Below are 20189 nucleotides of genomic sequence, written 5' to 3' on the forward strand. Positions count from 1 at the left end.
CCCCCGCAGGTCAATGTCTTTTTGAATAGTTTTTTGGAATTTGTTCATGAGTTTTCAGCAACCTATTAAAAAACAGATACTTATGGATTGAATTTTTTCTTCGGAAATTTGTTCTGAAGGCCGGGAAGTGGCGGAAAATGCCTTGTGAAAATACAAATACAGGGGGGGACGGCATTGGGGAATCACGCGAGAAGACTCATCGAGCAACACCTTTGAAGATACATGTGACTTAACGTCAATTAGTTGACGAAATTCCAACCCTCTCATAGTCGGCTTTCAACATTGGCGAGGTGCCGGAAATGCGAATCCGGAAGACGAGGTACGGCTGAATCCCCGAGGATGAAGTGTCGGCGGAGGGGACGTGGAAGGCGCTGGAATCAGCAGTTGCGTTCAGTATTTGGGAATAAAACGACTGTTCCAGGCTCCGTAATTTCGATAGTTCCACTCCGTTCGAACTTCCAGACGCCTACTCCGGGCCGAGTTCCCAATCCGCCAGCCTCTTCTCCTTCTCATGTGGATCGTCCGCTTCGCACTTCGCTTCCGTTACACCATCGGAGTCTTCGCCATTCTCATCCTCCTTTTCGGTGTCATGTCCGCACGCCGGATGTCCACGGACATCCTGCCTACCGTAGAGAGTCCAGAGATCACACTGGTATGGACCTACAGCGGTCTGAACGCAAAGGAGATGGCGTCAAAGCTCACTTCGTTCTCGGAGATCGCCACACTCAATAATGTCGATGACCTGCTGGAGGTCCGCTCTGAAACGACCAACGGCGTGGGTCTGGTGAAGCTGAAATTCCAGCCCTACGTGAAGATCGAGATGGCGCTGACCCAAGCGACCGCCGTTTCACAGACGATCCTGAGGCGGATGCCCAGCGGCACGACCCCGCCCCTCATCGTCCAGACCAGCCCATCCAGCGTGCCGATCATCCAACTGGTCGTCTCTTCCGATTCGATGACGGATGGCCAGCTCTATGACTACGCACGGCTGGCGCTGCGCGCGCAGCTCCAGAGCATCCCCGGCATGCGGATTTCCCTGCCTTACGGCGGAGCTTCCCGCCAGGTCACCATTGATCTGAATCCCGAGGCGTTGAACGCCTTTGATCTTTCCCCTGCGGATGTGAACCGCGCCGTCGGCACGCAGAACCTCACGCTGCCATCCGGCATCCTCCGCGAGAACGACCGCGAGCTGCCGGTGGCCATCAACGCCAGCCCGGAATCCGTGGATGCTTTCCTGGATCTGCCGATCAAGACGGTCGCCGGCCGCATCGTCCTCCTGCGGGATGTGGCGAACGTCCGTGACGGCGAGGCGCTCTCCACGAACGTCGCCAGGCTCAACGGCCAGAACGCGGTGATGGTTTCCGTGATGAAGCTGGGCAGCTCATCTACGGTGGACATCGTAGATGGCATCCTCGCCAGGATGGATGAGATCCGGAAAGCCGCTCCGGAAGGGGTGCGGGTGGAGCCCATCTTCGACCAATCCGTTTTCGTGAAGGCGGCCACCGCCTCCGTGTTGAAGGAGATCGTCCTCGTGGGTTCCCTCGTCGCACTCGTCGTGATGCTGTTCCTGGGTTCCTACCGCTCGACGCTCATCGTGCTGACCTCCATCCCGCTCGCCCTGCTGTGCTCCATCATGGGCCTCAACCTCGCGGGCGCCACCTTCAACCTCATGACTCTGGGCGGCCTTTCCCTGGTCATCGGCATCCTGGTGGACAACGCGCTGGTGGAGATCGAGAACATCAAGCGCCAGATCTCCCTGGGCAAGACCGTGCGCCAGGCGATCCTCGACGGCGCGGCGCAGGTCGCCTTCCCTGAGTTCGTCTCCACGCTGGGCATCTGCATCGTGTTCATGCCCATCTTCATGCTGACGGGCACCGCCGCCTTCGTGTTCAAGCCCCTCGCGCTGGCGGTCATCTTCGCCATGGCCGCGAGCTACCTGCTCTCCCGCACGCTGGTTCCCACACTGGCGTTCATGATGCTTCCTTCCGAAGTGGAGGCGGAGAAAAAGCCACCGGGCATCCTGCGGAAACTCCACCACGGGATCGAGTCCGCCGTGGACCGCCTCGCCGCATTCCAAGGGAAGATCCTCGGCCTGTTCCTGCGGCGCTGGATTCTCATCGCGCTGATCCTGGCCGGTGTTTTCGCCACCGGATTGTTCTCCGCAAAGCATCTGAAGCGTGAGTTCTTCCCCGTGACGGACGCCGGACTGATGAGCCTTTTCCTGCGCGTGCCGGAGGGTACCCGGATCGAGGACACCGGCCGCGTGTTCGCGGAAGTCCACCGCGAGATCCGCCGGATCATCCCCGCCACGGAGCTGGAGTTCGTCGCGGAAAACATCGGCGCCCCATTTTCGGTGAACCAGGCGTGGGTTCCCTCCACCGCGGTGGGTTCCTATGACGGGGAAATCCTCGTGCAGTTGAAGAAAGGCCACCAGCCGACCGCCGGTTACATGGCGCAGGTGAGGACCATGCTGAAGGAGAAGTTCCCCACCATCCAGTCCTTCTTCCGCCCTGCGGATGCGACCAGCCAGACGCTCGCCTCCGGCTCCCCCACCACCTTCGAGGTGCGCTTCGTGGGGCGTGACGTTCCCGGAAATGTGAAGCTGGCGAAGGAACTGGTGGACCGCTTCAAAAAAGTGCCGGGAGCGGTGGATGTCACCCTCCGCGAGGTGCTGGGTCTTCCGGAATTCTATCTTGAGATCGACCGCATCAAGGCCGCGCAGCTCGGTGTCACCCAGCAGGACGCCGTTTCCTCCTTGCTCACCTTCCTGGGTTCCGGCGGCAGCGTCTCCTCCAGCTTCTGGTCGGACCCGGTCAATGGCTCCTCCTATGAAGTGCAGATCCTCGCCCCCCCGGCGAAGGTCGATTCATCGGAAATGTTGCTCCAGCTCCCCATCCGTCCATCCGGCGGAGGGGAGCCGGTCCTGCTCGGCGCGTTCGCCAAACTCAGCGAACGGAAGAATCCAGCCAGCGTCTCCCGCTCCACCATGCTCCCCACCTACACCGTGGTGGCGAACCTCCAGGACCGCGACCTGGGAGCGGTGACCACGGATCTCGAAAAGATCCTCACGGACCTCCGGAAACATCTCAAGCCCAGCAACCGCATCGAGCTGGCGGGCCAGGCCGCGTTGATGCGCTCCGCCTACGGTGAGCTTCTCACCGGTCTGGTGCTTTCCGCGGTGCTCGTCTTCCTGGTCATGGTGGTGAACTTCCAGTCATGGTCCATGCCTTTCATCGCCATCAGCGGTCTGCCCGTCGCTGTCTCCGGCGCGGCATTCGCCCTCTGGCTCACCGGCACCCCGTTGAGCGTCCCCGCGCTCATGGGCATCATCATGGTGGTGGGGGTCTCCACGGCGAACAGCGTGCTTGTGACCAGCTTCGCCCGCGACCGGTGGGCGGATGGACTTGCCGGCCCCGCCGCCGCACTGGAAGCGGCCACCACCCGCCTCCGGCCGGTGATGATGACCGCCATGGCGATGATCCTGGGCGTCATTCCCATGGCCATCGGCCACGGGGAGGGCGGGGAGCAGAACGCCCCGCTGGGCCGCGCGGTCATCGGCGGCCTCGTCTTCGGCACCATGGCATCCCTTTTCCTCGTGCCCACCGTCTTCGCCTGGATGAAGCGCCGCATCCACTCGGACAAGCCACATCCCGCCGACACCGTCACGGCAGGGCCACCCGCCCATTGAAATCGCCCGTTCCTGAACTACACTCCAGCCCGTCACTCCTTCATTCCATGAAATCCACCGCCGCATCCCTGTTCCTCGCGCTTTCCGCGATCCACAGTGCGACCGCCCAGCAACCGGCCGAAGTCCGCACCGCCCACCCCGCCGCTCCGGAGGGCGAAGTCGTGCTTCAGGCGACCGGACGCACCGCTCCGGCGAAGCAAGCCCGCCTTTTCTCCCGCGCCACCGGCATCATCAGCGAGCGCCGCGTCGATATCGGCGACCGGGTGAAGGAAGGGGACATCCTCGCCGTCATCGCCGCCCCTGAGATTCTCCACGGGATCGACGCCGCGAAAGCGAAGGTGGAACAGATGAAGGCCCGCAAGGAACTGGCCGCAGCCCTGCTTTCCCGCGGTGAATCCCTCGCCGCCAGCAACGCCTTTTCAAAAGAGACTCTGGACGAACGGCGCTCCACCACCAAAACCGCCGAGGCGGACCTGCTCGCCGCCGAAGCGGATCTGCGCTCGCTGGAGGAAATGCAGCGCTTCCTGATCATCCGCGCGCCCTTCGACGGCACCATCACGGCACGCCGCGTGGACACCGGGGATCATGTGATCGGGGACCAGGCATCGGAGAACGCCTGGCTCTTTGACATCGCGCAGTTGAAGGAACTCCGCATGGTCCTTTTCGTTCCGCCTGCGACCGCCCTGCGGATCCACAATGGCGAGGATGCGAGCGTCCATTTCAGCGACATCCCGGGCCGGGAGTTTTCCGGAAAAGTCAGCCGGTCCAGCGGCATGATCGACAGCGTCTCCGGCACCATGCAGGTGGAACTCACCCTTCCGAACGCGGATTTCACCCTGCCAGCGGGACTTTCCGGCATCGCCAAAATCAAATCGCAGGCGGCAAACGCGGTTCTCATGATCCCGTCGAATGCCGTCGCCAACCGCGACGGCATTCCGAACGTCGCCTTGGTGGAGAACGGCAAGGTGAAATTCCAGGCCATCAAGCCGGGCCGCACCATCGGGCCGAAAATTGAGATCCTTTCCGGCATCACCGCGGAAGGCCAGGTCATCATCAGCCCGAACTCCCTGCTGCGCGACGGAGATCCCGTGAACGCCACTCCGATGGCCGTCGCCGTGAAGAAAGGTTCCTGATTTGCTGGCATTCGGAGATTTCACCGGGCGATGATCGCGCGGATGAAATCCCGCCTGCTGTTCGTGGCGATGAGCGGGGTCCGCGTCCGTGACCCCGGGCTACTTGCTTTGGGCCTGACGCTCCCGGGGTTCGTCGAACGCAGCAAGGTCATCGCCTCCCTGCCCAGCCTGGGTCTGCTGACGCTGGCGGCACGGACGCCCGATGACTGGGACATCGCTTACCGGGAATACGACGAGCTGCCGGAAAACGCCGCTGAATCCATCCGGGATGAAGGATTCGGAGTCGTCGCGCTCTCCTCCCTCACCGCCCGGATCACGGAGACCTACCGCCTCGCCGCGGAGCTGCGCGCCGCAGGCATCCTGGTCATCCTCGGAGGTCTCCACGTCAGCGCCATGCCCGAGGAGGCAGCCGCACATGCGGACATCGTTGTCCAGGGTGAGGGCGAGCCGGTATGGGAAACCGTGCTGCGGGACGTGAAGAGGGGAAATTACCTGCCTGTCTACGCTTCGACGGACGTTCCTTCCCCCACCCACTTCACTCCCGGCCAGCCCGTTCCCCGTTACGATCTTCTCGATCCCTCGCGCTACAACCGCCTCACCCTCCAGACCACCCGGGGCTGCCCGCTCCATTGTTCCTTCTGCGCAGCCTCCCGGACCATCAGCCCTTACCGGAAGAAGCCCATCCCGCAGATCCGGCGGGAACTGGAGGCGATCCTGGAAATCTGGCCCGAGCCATTCATCGAGCTGGCGGACGACAACACCTTTGTGGACAAGCGCTGGAGCCGGGAGCTGGTCGCGCTCCTTTCCGACTATCCCATCCGCTGGTTCACCGAGTCCGACATATCCCTCGCCGGGGATCCGGCCCTACTGGAGGCGCTCGCACGCTCAGGCTGTGCACAGGTGCTCATCGGGCTGGAATCCGCGAATCCCGGCTCCGTCCGGGGGATCGACACCCGCAACTGGAAACACCTCCGCCATTCCGGCTACCGGGAGTCCATCCGGACCATCCAAGACCATGGCATCACCGTGAACGGCTGCTTCATCCTGGGATTCGACCACGATGACGCATCCATTTTCCCTTCCACGCTGGAGTGCATCGACAGCCTCGGCCTGGCGGAGGTCCAGATCACCCTGCTGACGCCCTTCCCCGGTACATCCCTCCGGCAACAACTGGTGGAGGAAAACCGCCTGCTTCCCGGAAAGGGCTGGGACCACTATACTCTTTTCGACCTGACCTTCCGCCCCGCCCGGATGTCGGTGGACGAGCTCCACGAAGGATTCCGCTCGCTGATGCGACAGACTTACTCGGAAGAACGTGTCCGGCATCGCAAAAGCATCGTCCGCCAGTGCCTGAAAAACCTCAGAAAATGAACCCATCACCCACACTCGCCGCCTTCTGGTGGAGGCTCCTCACCTTCCGCGCCAGTCATGAGGACTACCGGTCCCTCAGCCACCGTCATCTCCTCGCTGGTCTCCTCGTCACGTGGGTGGTGGGTATGGGGCGCTACTGGGATGACCCGAAAGCCAGCCTGCTGCAGCATCTGGGCGTGGGGTCCGTCGCGTATGTTTTCCTGCTCTCGGGGCTGCTGTGGCTGATCTGCAAGCCCGTCGCTCCACGGCATGTCAGCTACATGAACCTGCTGACCTTCATCACGCTGACCTCGGCACCCGCCGCGCTCTACGCCATTCCCATCGAAAAATGGGTCACTCTGCCGACCGCGAATCAGGTCAACCTGTGGTTTCTCGTCATCGTCGCTACCTGGAGGGTGGTGCTGTATTTCCACTACCTTTTCCGCGCTTGCAGGATGAGCGGCGCACAAGTCTTCACCTGCGGACTGATGCCCCTCTCGCTGATCTTCATTTCGCTGCTTTCGCTGAACCTGCACCATGTTGTGTTCAACATCATGGGCGGCATCCGCGAAGCGGACAAAACCTCCCAGGACGCCGCCTACGGACTGCTCTTCACCATGTCGGTATTTTCCTTCCCGGTTTCCATCGGCTGCACCCTCAGTTGGCTGATCATGGTCATTAACAACCTCCGCAAACACCTGCAGGCGAAAAAACGTGAGGTGGCTGATCCCGGTTCACAGGACCTCGAATGAGCCGGGACACTCTCCTTTATTCCCAGAAACCGCGGATCCTCCCGATCTGACGGCGCTCCTTTTTCGTGGGGCGGCCGCCTGCATCGCGCCTGTCCTGAAGGGCCTGTTTGTTCGCCGCCACCACGGAGGGATCCGTCAATTCTTCGTAGCAGGCCTGGGCCAACGGCGCACCGACGCGTTTCTCGATCAGGCCCAGCACGCGGATCACCCGCTGGCCGGGACCATCGGGAAAGGGCAGCTCGATCACATCGCCCGGGCGCAGACCCGTGGCCGGCTTCACCAAGTGCCCCGCACGGCGGATCTTCTCCAGTTCGCAGATGTTCGCCGCTTGTGACCTGGTCTTGAAAAACCGGGTGGCCCACAGCCATTTGTCCGCTCGCTCACTATCCATGGATTCCGCGGAAACCTACGGTGGATTCCCGCCCGCGGCGAGGAGTCTTTGCCCTTTGGTCCGCAGGCTTGCCCAGCGGACCCGCCCACACTACATCATCCTCCGTGGCCGGAAAAAATATCGTCTATTTCGATCTCGAAACGCAGCGGAGCGGCAATGATGTCGGCGGCTTCGCCAACAAGAACAAGATGGGTGTCTCCGTGGCGGTCACCTACAGCACCGCCCGCGGGACCTACGAAATCTATCCTGAAAGCGAGATGGACAAGCTGGGGGAGGAACTCGTCCGCGCGGACCTGGTCGTCGGATGGAACCACATCTACTTCGACTACCCTGTTCTCCAACCCTACATTTTCCACACCCTGGCGGAGCAAACCATCAACCTGGACATGATGGCGGACCTGGAGACGAAGCTCGGCTTCCGCCTGAAGCTCGACTCCGTGGCCTCCGCATCACTCGGCGCGGGCAAGAGCGCAGATGGCCTCGACGCCCTGAAATGGTGGCAGGAACACAAAAAAACCGGCAACTATGAGCCACTGCGGAAAATCGCGGAATACTGCGCCTTCGATGTGAAAGTGACCCGCCTCGTCCACGAATACGCCCTGCAGCACGGGAAACTCAAGTATGATGACCGCAGCGGCGGGATCAGCGAGATCGCCGTGGACTGGGCCTGAGAGCCTCAGGCCCAACCGACCATCTGGAGCACCTTGTAGACCGTATAGAGGAAGGTGATGATCAGCGCGACGAGGAAAATCTTCGTGGCGGTTTCGATGGAGCTGCGAGTCATGGCGGCGCTCTCTTAAGCTTTCACCCGCCGGGAGCCAAGGGAAAACCCGTCACCTCCGGTTGGCGATCCGGTATTCCTTCGGAGTCACCCCGAAACGCTGCCTGAACAGATTCACCAGCGCGCTGGCCGTCCTGAATCCGGAACGCTCGGCGATTTCCTGGAGCGACAGGTCGGACGACGCCAGCAGCCTCGTCGCCAGATCAAAGTGGGCCTGCCAGATTTCCTCGTGCAAGGTCCGCCCGGTCAGCTTGCTGAAACGGCCCTCCAGGGAACGCCGGGAAATGGTGGTGGCCGCCACCACATCCTTCACATTGATGGTCCGGAAAGCATTCTCCCGGATGAACTGGAGAGCGGAAACCACCGCCTCATCCTCGAAGGCGAAGACATTCGTCGATTGCCGCTCCACCACATGGGCGGGAGGGATCAGGATCGGCTTCTCCGGAACCGGGCCACCGCTGAAGATGTGGTTGAGCAGCTTGGCGGCTTCATAGCCGCGCCGCTCCATGTCCACCTCCAGGCTGGAAAGTGTGGGCGAAGAAAGCTCGCATAGCTGTTCGTAGTTCCCGATCCCCAGCACGGAGATCTCCCCCGGTACCCGGATTCCCATCCGCCAGCAGGCTTCGATCACCATGGATGCCTCGCGATCCCCCGTTGCCGCCAATCCCAATGGTCTGGAAAGACCTCCCAGCCATGCTTCCAGCCTGCCCTCATCCTTGGCGGAGCCGGAGAAGGCCGACGGCTCGATGCCCGCCTCCTTCGCCTTTGTGAAAAATCCTCTGCAGCGGCCTGCGGAAAGGGAGGCGTTCTTGTTTCCCACAAAGGCGAGATTCTTGAAGCCGCGGCCCAGCAGGAACTTCGCCGCCATCTCCCCGGTCGCTTCCGCATCACCGATCACGTCGATCAGACTCGAGTTCTCCACCCGTCCCGTCACATTGATGACGGGAATGTCACGGCTCTTCGCAGCATCACTGAAGCGGGTGTCAATGGCGGTGCAGATGATCGCATCCCCTTCCCAGGTTTTGACCAGATCCGCGAGCTCGTGGTTCTCGCGGTCAAAGAACGCCATCCTCCACTCCGGCTTCTGTTGGGCGTAGCGACTGATGCCGTCCAGGATCTTGTGCCCATATCCATTTAGGGCATCAATCATCAGCCCTATGTGAAACGTCGTCCTCTTCGCCATCTTCCCGGAAAGGAATCTATCCGCTTCAAAGGGAGTTTGTAAATACTTACTCAAATGATTAACAAGCACTTCTGAGTGCGTATCTTTGAAATCGATTGCGGCATGGTTAAATAATTCATCCCCGTCCCCGGCAGGATTATTGATCGTCATCCGCACCCCCACGACCAACTTTGGGGTTCAAATAAAGCACCCGCGGAATCCTCCGGAAAGCGGCGTTTCAAGCGCGCCTTCGCCACCAAAGGAAGGTGTAACTCATTTACCATCGGATTACGGCCCGTGTCCTGTGCACGGTCCTGCCATATCAACCGATGGGTATTCCTCTTCCTGACGCGGAATGTCATAACAATTCGTCCCTCCATTGTTGAAACCCGTCATTCTCCGCCTCCTCGATCAGGTATAACAAAAGGAGCATGTGGACAAATTCCCGATCCCACCCCCGCCCCCACCCAAGTTCAGGGGGGAGGGAGGCCAGCCGCAGAATGACGAGGAGCATCCCCCGAATGGACCGGGGATCTGTGAAAATGTGACGACCGTCGTGCGAAAATTCGGTGAATCCCCTCCGAAAGTTCCGCTTGTATGTTCCGGCCCGCGCTCGTACTCCCGGTGCACGCATGCATCCCTATGAAAACCTGCCCCTGTTCGGCACCGGCCTGGTTCTCGCCTTTTGGCTGATCGCCGTGCATTCCTGGATGCTCCTCAAGCCCGCTGCGGCCCAAAGCTTCCTGAAACAGTTCCCGCGAAACCAGTTCCTCGGCCAGATCCTTCTCGGCATCGGCCTCTGCTGGTTCTGGCTGCTGATCGCCCCTCCGGGCCTTGGCCGGCTCAGTGCCCTCTCGATGGAACTGGGCGAGTTCAACAACGTGAAACCCTTCCTCCGTATCGCGGTGCCGGTGGCGATCTTCCTGGTTTCCTTCAGCGTGCGGGATTTCCTCGCCGTCCGGGCGCTCGGCGTCGTCGGCCTGATGGCCGCCTCCCCCCTGCTGGAAGCCGCCTTCCTCCGTGATCCCTCCTCCCGCCTGCTGATCCCCATTTATGCCTACGCGCTGCTCACCGCGTCACTCTTCTGGGTGGGGATGCCCTACCTTTTCCGCGATGCGGTCACCTGGATCACCGCCGATCAGGGACGCTGGAAGGTGGCATCCGCCGCAGGACTGGCCTACGGCGTCGCCACCTTGGTCTGCGCCTTTGCATTCTGGCGCGGCTACTGATTTCAATACACCGGCGCTCCGCCCGTGTCCTGATACTCGGCCCCACCGCCGCCTCCGCCGCCGCCCTGCTGCTTCTTGTTCGCGGCATGCTCCATGTTCTCACCGAGAATCCGCATGTCCCTGCCCACGCCGATGGTGGTGTTGCAGGAGAAGCTGAGGCCGCAAATCAGCGCCGCGATGGATGCCAGAAAAATGGTTTTCATACTCCGGTTTCCATAGCCCATTCCGGCCGCTCCGCAATACTTAACTTTACTTAAGTTCACGTCGCAGTTCCACGACCGAATCGCGGATCTCAAAAGCGGAGGACCGGAGATGCTCCAGTGCCGCACGGTGGTCGGCGTCCTTCTCCAGGGCGATGAGTTCCTGACAGGCGCCGACGGCATCGTTCAGCCAGTTCAGGCAGCGTTTCAGGACCGCGAGGACGAAGCCCGTCTCAGGCTCATAGCCACTGCCGCGGCCATTCAGCGCCCCCGCCAGCTTGCCACTGACCTGCAAAAGACTGGAAATCAGTTTATAGGAAGGGGTTCCCGGACCGTCGTCACGACGGACCAAGTCCATCGCGCGGAGTGCCAGCTCCTGGGCGCGGGCCTGCAAGGGATGGGTATCGTCCTCGTCATCAGAATCCATCGGATCAAAACCATCCTCGTCCCGTTCCTCCTCCGGAAACAGATGCCGTTCCTCGAATTTCCGGTTCTCCTCTCCATACGGCGGCTCCTGCTCCCCCGCTTCCTCCCGTTCGGCCAACGCATCGAGCAAGCCGTCCCAGCCCATGACGAACGCTTCCTTCCGCTCGCTGTCAGCGTCCTCCATGTATTTTTCGAGGACTTCCTGATACGCATCCGTCAACCGGTCGGACTCCTTGAGACGTTCTTCCCAGGCATACTCGTCCAGCTCGCCGATGTCTTCCGGCTCCTCGTCCTCCGGAGTCCGCCGCTGGATCACCTGGCTCATGAAATCCCTCATGGCATTCAGGTTCGCCAGCTTCTGGGCTTCCTCCGCATCCTCGTCCATCTGCCACTCGTGGGGAAAGATGGTCAGCTTGTAGTTCCAGGACTCCAGCACCACCCGGCCATTGATCTCGCTGAACCACTCCAGATAAAGCACGTTCCTCCACTCGCAGACGGAGTCCTTGTCATCATCGTCATAGACCGCGCCGCCATCCCCTCCGGAGATGCGGATCTTGCTCTTCCGGGAAGCGGTCATGTCCCCGATCACGCCGGACTGGTTGAGGTCCAGGGCGTCTCCATCGCTACCCTGCTTCGGCTCGGGATTCTCGAACAGCAGCCGGGTTCCCGCGAGATCCCTCCAGCAATCGCCGTCCAGCGAAAGCACCAGGGGACTGTCGCGGCCCGCCAGCCAGATCCGGCCCGTGGTGCGTCCTTCGACGGTATTGTCGATCTCACCACGGGTGACCGCTTCATCGATCCTCCACGCCATGAGGCGAGTCTTCCCGACATCGGGCCGGTCCGTCAAGCAAGCGTCTAGGCAGGGGAGATCCTACCTTGAACGGATCCCCGCACGGCAGCGGAGGATTCCCCAAATGATGATGACGCACGCCAGGATGATCCCACCGACATGGGCCGGCTCCCGGTAAAGGCCCCTATGAAAGCTCACGGCGAAAGTTGCACCGCCCACCAAAAAGGCGGCCAATGACCACAGCAGATGATTCAGGCGTATAGTCATGCTCCATCAACGGTTCCTGATGCTATCGCCGTTTCCACCAAACGGCAACGACGCTTTGGGATCAGGAGGCCGTCTCCCGCCAGCCGGTCCCGCCAGACCGTGAAATCAGCCATCGCCCAATTTCCCGTTGCCACCGCCGCCGCTGTCCCGCAGCTTGCCGCCAAGCAATATGGACTGGTCCCACATTCTCGGAACCGACCCCGCCGCCGGGTTGATGGTCATCCTCATCCTGATCCTCATCGAAGGCGTGCTCTCCGTGGACAACGCCGCCGTGCTGGCGACCATGGTCATGCGGCTGCCGGAAAACCAGCGCGGCAAGGCCCTCAAATACGGCATCATCGGCGCCTATGTCTTCCGCGGCATCTGCCTCGTCCTCGTCGGCTGGCTCATGAGCATCTGGTGGCTGGAACCGATCGGCGGCATCTACCTGCTCTACCTCTGCTGGAAACATTTCGCGCATCATGAATCCGTGGAGGAAGAAGGTGCCGCGCACGCCGCCAAGGAGGGAAACTGGCTCTACCGCCACACCATCGCCCGGCTCGGTCCCTTCTGGGCCACCGTCGTCGCCGTCGAGGTGATGGACCTCGCGTTCTCCCTGGACAATGTCTTCGCCGCCGTCGCATTCACCAAGAACAAGGAACTTTATCCGCCGCCCTCGGACATGATCTTGGTCTGCATCGGCGTCTTCATCGGCATCCTCGCCATGCGTTTCGCCGCACAGGGCTTCGTGAAGCTGATGCACAAATATCCGTTCCTCGAAAAGTGCGCCTACATCGTCATCGGCATCCTCGGCGTGAAGCTGGTGCTGAGCGTTCCCCGCCACTTCTTCGAGAAGCACACCTCCGTCCACGGCTATCTGGAGTCCCACCATCCCGGCTTCACCCACTCCTTCGCCGACCCTTTCCACGATTTCCTGGCGAGCAAGTACTTCGATCTCGGGACGTCCGCGCTCACACTGCTCATCTTCATCGTCCCGGTCATCGCCTACCGGCTCAAAGCCCGGCCCGTTGAGTCATGAAGTTCAAATCCGTCAGATTCGCCCTCAGCGCGAAGAACGCCGCCGCCTGCCCGGAGTGGGAAATGCCTGAGATCGCACTCATCGGACGGTCGAACGTGGGCAAATCCACCCTCATCAACCTCCTCACCTCGAAAGACGATCTCGCGAAAGTCTCCGCAACCCCCGGCAAGACACAACTCCTCAACTTCTTCGTCATCGACGAGCAGTGGGCGCTGGTCGATCTGCCGGGCTACGGTTTCGCGAAGGTGGCCAAGGACCAGAAAATCGACTTCAACGAGGCTGTCGGCGACTATCTCTCCGGACGGGAAAACCTGATGACCGTCTTCGTCCTCATCGATTCCCGCCTGCCCCCCCAGCGGATCGACCTGGATTTCCTGCACTGGCTGAGCGGCTGCAGCGTCCCCTTCTCCCTGATCTTCACCAAGACGGACAAACAGTCCGCCGGCAAGACCAAGGCCAACATCGAAACCTTCCTCCAGGCGACGGACGGTTTCATGCCCGACCGGCCCGGTGTCTTCACCAGCTCCACCAAGGACCGGGAAGGCCGGATGGCCATCCTCCGCTACATCCGCGCCAAAGTGGAGGCTTGAGGATTCCTCCGATGGAGCGCGGGCTCCAATCAATCGGATGATCCGGCTCCGAAGGTCACATTCTGGACCCCGGTTCGGATGAGCACATCCAGCACATCGACCACCCGTTCGTACTTCACGCCCTCATCCGCCTGGATGGTGACCATCAGCCTGGACCCCATGGAATCACCGGCCTGTTTCAGCCCGGCCATCCCGGCCGCCAATTCCGCCAGATCCTTCGTTTCCGGGGTGCTGACAGGATCATCATTCAAATACACCTGCCCATCCGCATCCACGGTGATCCGGATCTCATCAGGCAACTGCACGGGAGTCTGCGGGCCGGGATAAGAGGGAAGCGTGATCCGGTGCGCGTTCTCCAGCCGCGCGTTGCCCGCCGCCACCATGAAGAACAGGAGGATCACGAACACCACATCGATCATGGGAGCGATCTGGAAACCGGGCTGGTTCTCTTCCTTCAGGTGATGATGGCGGGTTCTGGATTTCATGGGTTTTCGGGATTTGACCAATCCCGACCCTATCCGGCCCCCTCGAAGGTGTCGATCCACAAATGAAAACGGCGGAGGTCATCAGACCACCGCCGTTTTCGTGAATCAAAATGGATGCCGACCTTATTCGGGAGATCCGGCCTGGAAGGTCACATCAACGATGCTGGCACGGGTGAGGGCGTCCAGCACATCGACCACCCGCTCATACTTGGCGAGTTCATTGGCATAGACGGTCACCAGGATCTTTGATCCGGCATTGTCGCTGGCCTGCTTGAGCTGGACCAGACTTCCGGCGAGTTCCCTCAGATCCTTCGCTTCCGGGCTGTCGAGCGGATCATCGTTCAGATAAACCTGCCCGTCGTCCTCGATCATGATCGTGACCTCATCCGGCATGACCGATCCACCCTCGGGAGGTTCGGTTCCCGGCAGTTTCGTGTTGTGCGCGTTCTCCTTCTGTTGCTGACCGGCAGCAACCATGAAGAACAGAAGGATCACGAACACAACGTCGATCATCGGTGCGATCTGGAATCCCAGAACCACTTCCGTAGGCTTTTTCCTGTTTTTCTTGCTCACGGTTGAATCAGCGGTTGGATGCGGAGAAGGCGATATCGGCGATACCAGCCATACCAATGACGTTCATGATGCGCTGGACCTCACCCGCAGGCAGGCCTTTGTCTGCGCGGACCACGACACGAAGAGAGGTGTTGCGGGTCGTCTTGATGAACTCGGCCCGATTTTCCAGGTAAGGAATGAGTTCCTCCCAGTTGTCATACACCTTGTCATCAACAACAAGGACACCCTTGTTCGTGCCTTGGTCCCAACGGACGTTGATCGCCATCTCGCTCTTCGAGTTTTCGGGATCCCGTTCCTTGGCGCTGGGTGAAACCGGCAGCGTGAGCCCTTTGTCGACCTTCAGCACCTCTGCCGAAGTGATCGCGACGAAGAACACCAGGAGCACCAGAAGCACGTCGATCATCGGCGCGATCTGGAACTCGGGTTCCCCTTCTCCTCCTCCTCCTCCTCCGCCCATTTGGTGCTGATGGTTTGGGTTTTATGGTTGATGATCCGCGGGAATCAGCCCTCCGGGGACTCGATCCAGTTCGGCAGGGCCGCGAAGGTTTCTTCCTGGCCGACGTCGGCGCTCTGGAGATACTCATACGGAGCGTTGCGGAACAGGCGCTCCGACTCGTCCTGAAGGTTGTGGACGGCTCCCTGCAGCTTGTTGCGCAGGAAGTAGAAAGCGATGAACGCCGGGATGGCGACCAGAAGACCGGTCGCGGTCGCCACGAGAACGTGACCGATGTGACCGGAGAGCTGGCTGACGTCCGCACCGGAGGTACCAAGGGCACCGAAGGCGCCTTTCATACCCAGGGTGGTTCCGAGCAGACCGATCATCGGGGCGCAAACACCGATAACGGAAAGGTAGTTGATCCGGGTCTGGAGGGTGGAGTTCACCTTCTCAACCGTGACGTAGATGCTTTCTTCCGTGGCATCCTTGCCGTGGCCGACGGAACCGAGAGCCGACCGGACCACTTCGCAGAACGGGCTGAAACCCGCCTTCATGGCTTGGTAGGCACCAACATAGTCACCTGCGAGGAATGCCTGGCGCGCCGCGGCCACATCCGTCGGCGGGGTCATGCGCTTGCGGTTGGTGCGCATCCAGATATCGACGACAAGCCAGAAGATCGCGATGGAGCAGAAGAGAAGGATGTGCATCACCCATCCGCCCTCCTTATACACATCCATGAGGGTTTGCTTCTGGCCTTCGGCCGGAGCTGCGGCCGAGGCGATGGTCGGAAGGAGGAAGAGTGCGGCACACACCGCCTTGCTGAGGGTCGATTTCATAGTCACGGTTACGAGGGATTTTTATGAGAGGGATTATTGTTTCACTTTACCAGCGGAATCCGCTTTTCGGCTTCGGCTCCGACGGCGGTGCCTTTGCCTTCGCGCTTGGCGTCCTCCAGATAGAGGATCGCTTCATCACGCCGGTTCATCGCGGCGATCAGCTCGCCCGCATTGAGAGCCGCGGCGGCCACGATCACGCGGCCACACGTGGGATACACGGCGGGAATGGTCAGGTAAGCTTCAAGGGCTTCCTTGTTGCGCTTCGCCGTCTTGAGCAGGTTGCCGCGGAAATAGGAAGCATAGGCGCTGACTTCCGGCGGTGAGCTGTCATTGGCGAGATCCGCATACGCCTTGATCCGGTCGTTGATGCTGACACTCAGGGGCGTCAGCATGACGTTGCTGAGGGAGACGGACGGATCATCCCCGGCGATCGGGGTTGCATCGGAGATCTCCTTGCCGATCTCCGCACACTTGCTCGTCGCACGGTTGATGGAGTGGGCGACCAGCGCCGCGCGTGCGGCCTTGAGCCAGTAGTTGCCCGGAATCTTCGCGGTGATCTTGTGCGTCTCCATGATCGGGTCGAGCAACGCGAGGGCATCCGACGGCTTGTTCATCAGAAGCAGTCCGACCGCTTCGGAAATTTGCACAGGCTCCGACCCGGAAACGTGACTCGCCCACTCCAGGTTGAGCGGGATGGTGGGCAGGCCTTCGGCTGGGGTCTTCACCGTGAACTTTTCCCCCTGCAAACCCAGGTTGTCGATGGGGATCGACTTGCTGACCCCATTGAGGGTGAAGACGATGCTGATCGCATCCTTCACTTCACCGTCCTGGGCGGAGGCAAAGGGGGAAAGAGCAAGCGCGAGCACGGCCGGGCCGCACAGAAAACGGAAGAATGGATGGGGTTTCGCGCTCATTGGGCTTTCTTGAAGGCGGGGGTATTTTTGAATTTCTCGTTTTCGAGCAGGATCTTGCGGGTGGTTTCCGCCTCCTCGTTGAGGCCGAGTTCCTTGAGGGTTTCATAGGACCTCCACAGACCTTCCGCGGCGATGTCCGGAAAGGCTTTGAAGCGGGCGAAGGCGTTCTGATAATAACCGTTCGCTTTCTTCAGCTCTTCTTCCTTTTCCGCCCCGCCCTTGGTTCCGGCACGGGTTTTGAAAATGTCCCCTACCAGCAGATAGACCTGGCCGCCCGGCTCTCCTTTGAAGCTCCGGTCACCGAGCAGTTCAATGCCGGCTTTCTCCGCTTCATCCAGTTTTCCGAGTTTGGCCAAAGCCTCGACGCGGCCGATGTTCGCCTCGCGGAACTTCGAGCTGCCCTGGCTTTCCTCAATGGCGAAGGTGAAGTGATCCAGGGCCACCTGGAATTCCTTCTTGCTGAGGGCGATCTGACCAAGCCCCACCGAACCGGAGTCCGCGAACGGCGACTCCTGGTAGCGGTCCATGATCCGTTGGAACATGCCCTCCGCCTTCTCGATCTGGCCGTCCTTGATGAGAATCTCACCACACGCGGAAAGCAGCATGGGACTGAGGGCTTCCGGCGGCGTGTTGAGCGCGATGGCCTTCAGCAACTGGTCGGAACGGTCCGGCAGCCGCAGCATGTCGAAGAGACGGGCTCCCGCATAGTTCTTCCGGGCGAAGGTGGTCGGGTTTTCCTGACCTGCGGTGGCACTGTCCACCACCTTGTTGAGCTGCTCGAAAAGGGCGTCCGGATTGATCTCGACTCCTTTGGCCCGTCTGGTGGGGACCAACGTGCGGACCATCTCATCGATGAGGGACTCCACCTGCTCGTTCGCCGGATCCGCGATGCTGCCCTTGAGGGTGTCAGCGAGCAACTGGGCGGCCTCTGCCCCGCGGTTCTCCCGGACCATCATCTTCACAACCCACGTGGTGGAGATGAGGGCGAGGTTGCCCCCCGGGAAACGCTTCATGATGCCCTGGTGGAGGTTCACCAGACCGGCCCAGTCCTTTTTCGCCTGGAGGATGATGGTCGCCTGCTCCACGGCGTAGCGGATGACATCCTCATTGCTTTCGGAGTTGGCGGCCTTCATGTAGGCTTCCAACGCCTTGTCCTGGGGATCGACCTTTTGTTCCTTCAGCTTTTCCTGGATCTTTTTCTTCTGGCTGTAGGTATCCCCCAGCAGGTTGAGCATCGCACCGGCGGAAGGATCGTCGATATTCTCCGAAACGAAGGCGTTGATTTCCTTCACGAGTTTCTCGGACTGGTCCTCCTCATCGCGGAAATCGATGTAGGCAAGCCGGTAGCGGAGGTCCCCCGAATAGCGTCCGCGCGGGAACTTCTTCAGGTAGTCCTGGATGGAAGTCAGGGTTTCCTTGAACTTGCCCTGGATGAAATTGCAGAGAGCCACCTGGTAGAGGGCGTCTTCGTAACGGTCACTCTCAGGGAAGGTCTGGACGAAGTTGGAATAGGCTTCCCCGGCCTCCGCGAACTTGCCGGAGCGGAACAGGCCATAGGCCTGGAAGAAGAGATACTGGTCCCTGGACTTCGAGTCGGGGAACTTGGCGGCGAGATCCTTGTAGAAAGCGATCATCTCATCCCACTTGCCCGCATCCGCAAGGCCCTGGCCTGCGATCATGGCGATCTGCTCCAGGTTGCTGGAACTCGGGTGCTTGGTGAGGAACTCAGCGGCACGCTTCTGGAGTTCGTCGGTGTCCTTGAGCTGGTTGTAGGTGACGATCTCCGAGTAAGCCGCGATTTCGAGGTTCTTCGCGGTGGGATAGACGGTCCGGATCGTCCGGAAGCAGACGAGGGCTTCCTCATAGCGCTCCAGATAATAGAGGCTGCGGCCCCGGCCGAGAAGAAGGTCGGCATCCAGATCGACCGCCGTCTCGATGGCGGCCAGAGCCTGGGTGTTCAGCTCCAGGGCGGCCTTCAGCACGCCGATGGTTTCACCAGCGGTGGAACGCCGGGAGATCGGGATCTTCTTCGCGATTTCATCCGCGATCTTTTTCTCGATCTCCGCCACGTCCCGCTTCTGCTCCTCCAGAGAGGCGCGCTGGGTTTCGAGAACCTGGCGGCGTGGCGGGATGGACCGGTAGAGGGCGAGCGCCACCTCATGGGAGCCACGCTCGGAAAGGTCATTCGCGCGGACCACGATCTGGTTGGTGTACCACGCGATGGCGTCACGGATACCCGGTTGGTTGATCACCCGGTCAAGATAGGCGGTGAGGTCGTCGAGCTTTTCGCTGTCGGCCAGCAGGCCGATGACCTCCACGGCGGCCCCCGTCTGTTGCGGGGTGCGGACGTCCGAACCCATGAGTGTCCGGAACACCTGGAAAGCTTCCTCCTGGCGGTTGAGTTCGTTATAGACCTGACCGAGGGCCAGACCGGCCTCCGACCTGTACTTGGGATCCGCAGCGGCCTGGCGCAGGGCGTTGATGGCCTTCTCCTTTTTCTCCGGTGTGTTCTGGATCATGCAGGCTTTGCCCACACCCAGATAGCAGCGGCTGGTGTATTCACCCTTCGGATGCTTCGTGAGGCACTCGGTGAACGCGACCTCCGCCTTCGCCGCGCTGGCGGCATCATTCATCAGCAGGTAACCGAGACCGATGTTGAAGCGGATCATCTCAAGGGTGGGGGCGGGAACCCCCTGCTTGTCGGCGATCGCCTTGAGAAGGGTCTCCAGCTTGCCCACGGCGGTGGTGTAGTCCTTCGTGCCGAAAGCCTTCTCCGCATCCGCGAAAAGGGTCTCAAGCTCACCGGCCGGTTGCTCCGCCGGTTCCGCCGGCGCGGCCGGGTCCGCAGGCTGGGCCTGGAGTTCGCAGAGCGGCAGTGTGGCAAGCAGTGCGCACAAGGCGTGCTTTGTGAATCTCAGGTTTTTCGCATCCATACGGGTCGCCACAAGGTTCTTCCCGGGGGAACAAAGCTTGTCAAGGTGAAGACGGTGAAAATTCATTGGGATTTTTGTTGTTCGGAGCAAACTCCGCGCGGAGGACTGGGATTGGCGTGATGGCATGCATCCCGCCGACAAAGGGTGGAGTCTCCGCCCCACCCCATGGATACCTCCCTGAGTGGGAGGAGAAGCATCACCGGCTCCGCGGAAAGCCAGTTTCCTGCGGCAGGCC

18 protein-coding genes are annotated in these 20189 nt (G+C 60.8%); 8 read left to right on the top strand and 10 right to left on the bottom strand.

What is annotated here, in order from left to right; all coding sequences use genetic code 11:
- Positions 1-511: 511 nt before the first annotated feature.
- Genes KF712_05675 through KF712_05690 form a run of 4 tightly spaced genes read left to right on the top strand, consistent with a single transcriptional unit; the run spans position 512 to position 6923 of the window.
- Positions 512-3688 carry an efflux RND transporter permease subunit gene (locus KF712_05675; protein MBX3740459.1) on the top strand — a complete coding sequence of 1059 codons (3177 nt, stop codon included), beginning with the start codon at positions 512-514 and terminating at the stop codon, positions 3686-3688.
- Between the two features lie 47 nt (positions 3689-3735).
- Positions 3736-4821 (top strand): efflux RND transporter periplasmic adaptor subunit, encoded by a 1086-nt coding sequence (locus KF712_05680; protein ID MBX3740460.1) that lies wholly within the window; start codon positions 3736-3738, stop codon positions 4819-4821.
- A 42-nt stretch (positions 4822-4863) separates the two neighbouring features.
- The gene (locus KF712_05685; GenBank protein MBX3740461.1) at positions 4864-6192 is read left to right on the top strand and encodes a B12-binding domain-containing radical SAM protein; all 1329 of its coding nucleotides are present in this window, start codon (positions 4864-4866) and stop codon (positions 6190-6192) included.
- The gene (locus tag KF712_05690) at positions 6189-6923 is read left to right on the top strand and encodes a hypothetical protein (protein ID MBX3740462.1); all 735 of its coding nucleotides are present in this window, start codon (positions 6189-6191) and stop codon (positions 6921-6923) included. The genes KF712_05685 and KF712_05690 overlap by 4 nt, the downstream gene beginning before the upstream one ends.
- Before the next feature lie 16 nt (positions 6924-6939).
- Here KF712_05690 and KF712_05695 read toward each other — a convergent pair whose 3' ends face one another.
- Entirely contained in the window at positions 6940-7314 is a 375-nt protein-coding gene (locus KF712_05695) for an RNA-binding S4 domain-containing protein (protein MBX3740463.1), read from the bottom strand.
- 104 nt (positions 7315-7418) lie between these two features.
- On the opposite strand from KF712_05695, the gene KF712_05700 reads away from it, so the two are divergent.
- A complete protein-coding gene (locus KF712_05700; GenBank protein MBX3740464.1) occupies positions 7419-7985 on the top strand; it encodes a ribonuclease H-like domain-containing protein in 567 nt (188 codons plus the stop codon).
- Between the two features lie 162 nt (positions 7986-8147).
- Here KF712_05700 and KF712_05705 read toward each other — a convergent pair whose 3' ends face one another.
- Positions 8148-9245 carry a DNA-binding transcriptional regulator gene (locus KF712_05705; GenBank protein MBX3740465.1) on the bottom strand — a complete coding sequence of 366 codons (1098 nt, stop codon included), beginning with the start codon at positions 9243-9245 and terminating at the stop codon, positions 8148-8150.
- A 644-nt stretch (positions 9246-9889) separates the two neighbouring features.
- Between KF712_05705 and KF712_05710 the strand changes: the two genes are divergently transcribed.
- Positions 9890-10486 (top strand): hypothetical protein, encoded by a 597-nt coding sequence (locus tag KF712_05710; GenBank protein ID MBX3740466.1) that lies wholly within the window; start codon positions 9890-9892, stop codon positions 10484-10486.
- A gap of 2 nt (positions 10487-10488) precedes the next feature.
- On the opposite strand, the gene KF712_05715 is transcribed toward KF712_05710, so the two are convergent.
- Together KF712_05715 and KF712_05720 are read right to left on the bottom strand one after the other, a co-directional pair.
- The gene (locus tag KF712_05715) at positions 10489-10689 is read right to left on the bottom strand and encodes a hypothetical protein (GenBank protein MBX3740467.1); all 201 of its coding nucleotides are present in this window, start codon (positions 10687-10689) and stop codon (positions 10489-10491) included.
- Positions 10690-10735: 46 nt separating this feature from the next.
- Positions 10736-11923, bottom strand: a complete 1188-nt coding sequence (locus KF712_05720) for a hypothetical protein (GenBank protein ID MBX3740468.1) — start codon at positions 11921-11923, stop codon at positions 10736-10738.
- A gap of 415 nt (positions 11924-12338) precedes the next feature.
- On the opposite strand from KF712_05720, the gene KF712_05725 reads away from it, so the two are divergent.
- Together KF712_05725 and yihA are read left to right on the top strand one after the other, a co-directional pair.
- Positions 12339-13187, top strand: coding sequence for a DUF475 domain-containing protein (locus tag KF712_05725; protein MBX3740469.1), 849 nt, complete (start codon positions 12339-12341; stop codon positions 13185-13187).
- Entirely contained in the window at positions 13184-13777 is a 594-nt protein-coding gene (gene yihA / locus KF712_05730; GenBank protein ID MBX3740470.1) for a ribosome biogenesis GTP-binding protein YihA/YsxC, read from the top strand. Before KF712_05725 ends, yihA begins: the two co-directional genes overlap by 4 nt.
- A 29-nt stretch (positions 13778-13806) precedes the next feature.
- On the opposite strand, the gene KF712_05735 is transcribed toward yihA, so the two are convergent.
- The 6 genes from KF712_05735 to KF712_05760 all read right to left on the bottom strand — a co-directional run bounded on the left by KF712_05735 (position 13807) and on the right by KF712_05760 (position 19954).
- Positions 13807-14262, bottom strand: a complete 456-nt coding sequence (locus tag KF712_05735; protein ID MBX3740471.1) for a biopolymer transporter ExbD — start codon at positions 14260-14262, stop codon at positions 13807-13809.
- Between the two features lie 123 nt (positions 14263-14385).
- Complete coding sequence (locus KF712_05740) at positions 14386-14775, bottom strand: biopolymer transporter ExbD (GenBank protein ID MBX3740472.1); 390 nt, start codon at positions 14773-14775, stop codon at positions 14386-14388.
- Positions 14776-14842: 67 nt separating this feature from the next.
- Positions 14843-15238: a biopolymer transporter ExbD gene (locus KF712_05745; protein ID MBX3740473.1), complete on the bottom strand. Its 396-nt coding sequence runs from the start codon at positions 15236-15238 to the stop codon at positions 14843-14845.
- Between the two features lie 98 nt (positions 15239-15336).
- Positions 15337-16107: a MotA/TolQ/ExbB proton channel family protein gene (locus KF712_05750; protein ID MBX3740474.1), complete on the bottom strand. Its 771-nt coding sequence runs from the start codon at positions 16105-16107 to the stop codon at positions 15337-15339.
- 41 nt (positions 16108-16148) lie between these two features.
- On the bottom strand, positions 16149-17021 hold the full coding sequence (locus KF712_05755) for a hypothetical protein (protein ID MBX3740475.1): 873 nt from the start codon (positions 17019-17021) through the stop codon (positions 16149-16151).
- Entirely contained in the window at positions 17018-19954 is a 2937-nt protein-coding gene (locus KF712_05760) for a tetratricopeptide repeat protein (protein ID MBX3740476.1), read from the bottom strand. The genes KF712_05755 and KF712_05760 overlap by 4 nt, the downstream gene beginning before the upstream one ends.
- Positions 19955-20189 lie beyond the last annotated feature (235 nt).

The organism is Akkermansiaceae bacterium, assembly GCA_019634595.1.
Lineage (GTDB): Bacteria > Verrucomicrobiota > Verrucomicrobiia > Verrucomicrobiales > Akkermansiaceae > Luteolibacter.

Coding starts and splice junctions, on each gene's coding strand:
- KF712_05675 (MBX3740459.1), top strand. CDS start 512: ATGTGGATCGTCCGCTTCGCACTTCGCTTCCGTTACACCATCGGAGTC.
- KF712_05680 (MBX3740460.1), top strand. CDS start 3,736: ATGAAATCCACCGCCGCATCCCTGTTCCTCGCGCTTTCCGCGATCCAC.
- KF712_05685 (MBX3740461.1), top strand. CDS start 4,864: ATGAAATCCCGCCTGCTGTTCGTGGCGATGAGCGGGGTCCGCGTCCGT.
- KF712_05690 (MBX3740462.1), top strand. CDS start 6,189: ATGAACCCATCACCCACACTCGCCGCCTTCTGGTGGAGGCTCCTCACC.
- KF712_05695 (MBX3740463.1), bottom strand. CDS start 7,314: ATGGATAGTGAGCGAGCGGACAAATGGCTGTGGGCCACCCGGTTTTTC.
- KF712_05705 (MBX3740465.1), bottom strand. CDS start 9,245: ATGATTGATGCCCTAAATGGATATGGGCACAAGATCCTGGACGGCATC.
- KF712_05710 (MBX3740466.1), top strand. CDS start 9,890: ATGCATCCCTATGAAAACCTGCCCCTGTTCGGCACCGGCCTGGTTCTC.
- KF712_05715 (MBX3740467.1), bottom strand. CDS start 10,689: ATGAAAACCATTTTTCTGGCATCCATCGCGGCGCTGATTTGCGGCCTC.
- KF712_05720 (MBX3740468.1), bottom strand. CDS start 11,923: ATGGCGTGGAGGATCGATGAAGCGGTCACCCGTGGTGAGATCGACAAT.
- KF712_05725 (MBX3740469.1), top strand. CDS start 12,339: ATGGACTGGTCCCACATTCTCGGAACCGACCCCGCCGCCGGGTTGATG.
- yihA (MBX3740470.1), top strand. CDS start 13,184: ATGAAGTTCAAATCCGTCAGATTCGCCCTCAGCGCGAAGAACGCCGCC.
- KF712_05735 (MBX3740471.1), bottom strand. CDS start 14,262: ATGAAATCCAGAACCCGCCATCATCACCTGAAGGAAGAGAACCAGCCC.
- KF712_05740 (MBX3740472.1), bottom strand. CDS start 14,775: ATGATCGACGTTGTGTTCGTGATCCTTCTGTTCTTCATGGTTGCTGCC.
- KF712_05745 (MBX3740473.1), bottom strand. CDS start 15,238: ATGATCGACGTGCTTCTGGTGCTCCTGGTGTTCTTCGTCGCGATCACT.
- KF712_05750 (MBX3740474.1), bottom strand. CDS start 16,107: ATGAAATCGACCCTCAGCAAGGCGGTGTGTGCCGCACTCTTCCTCCTT.
- KF712_05755 (MBX3740475.1), bottom strand. CDS start 17,021: ATGAGCGCGAAACCCCATCCATTCTTCCGTTTTCTGTGCGGCCCGGCC.
- KF712_05760 (MBX3740476.1), bottom strand. CDS start 19,954: ATGGATGCGAAAAACCTGAGATTCACAAAGCACGCCTTGTGCGCACTG.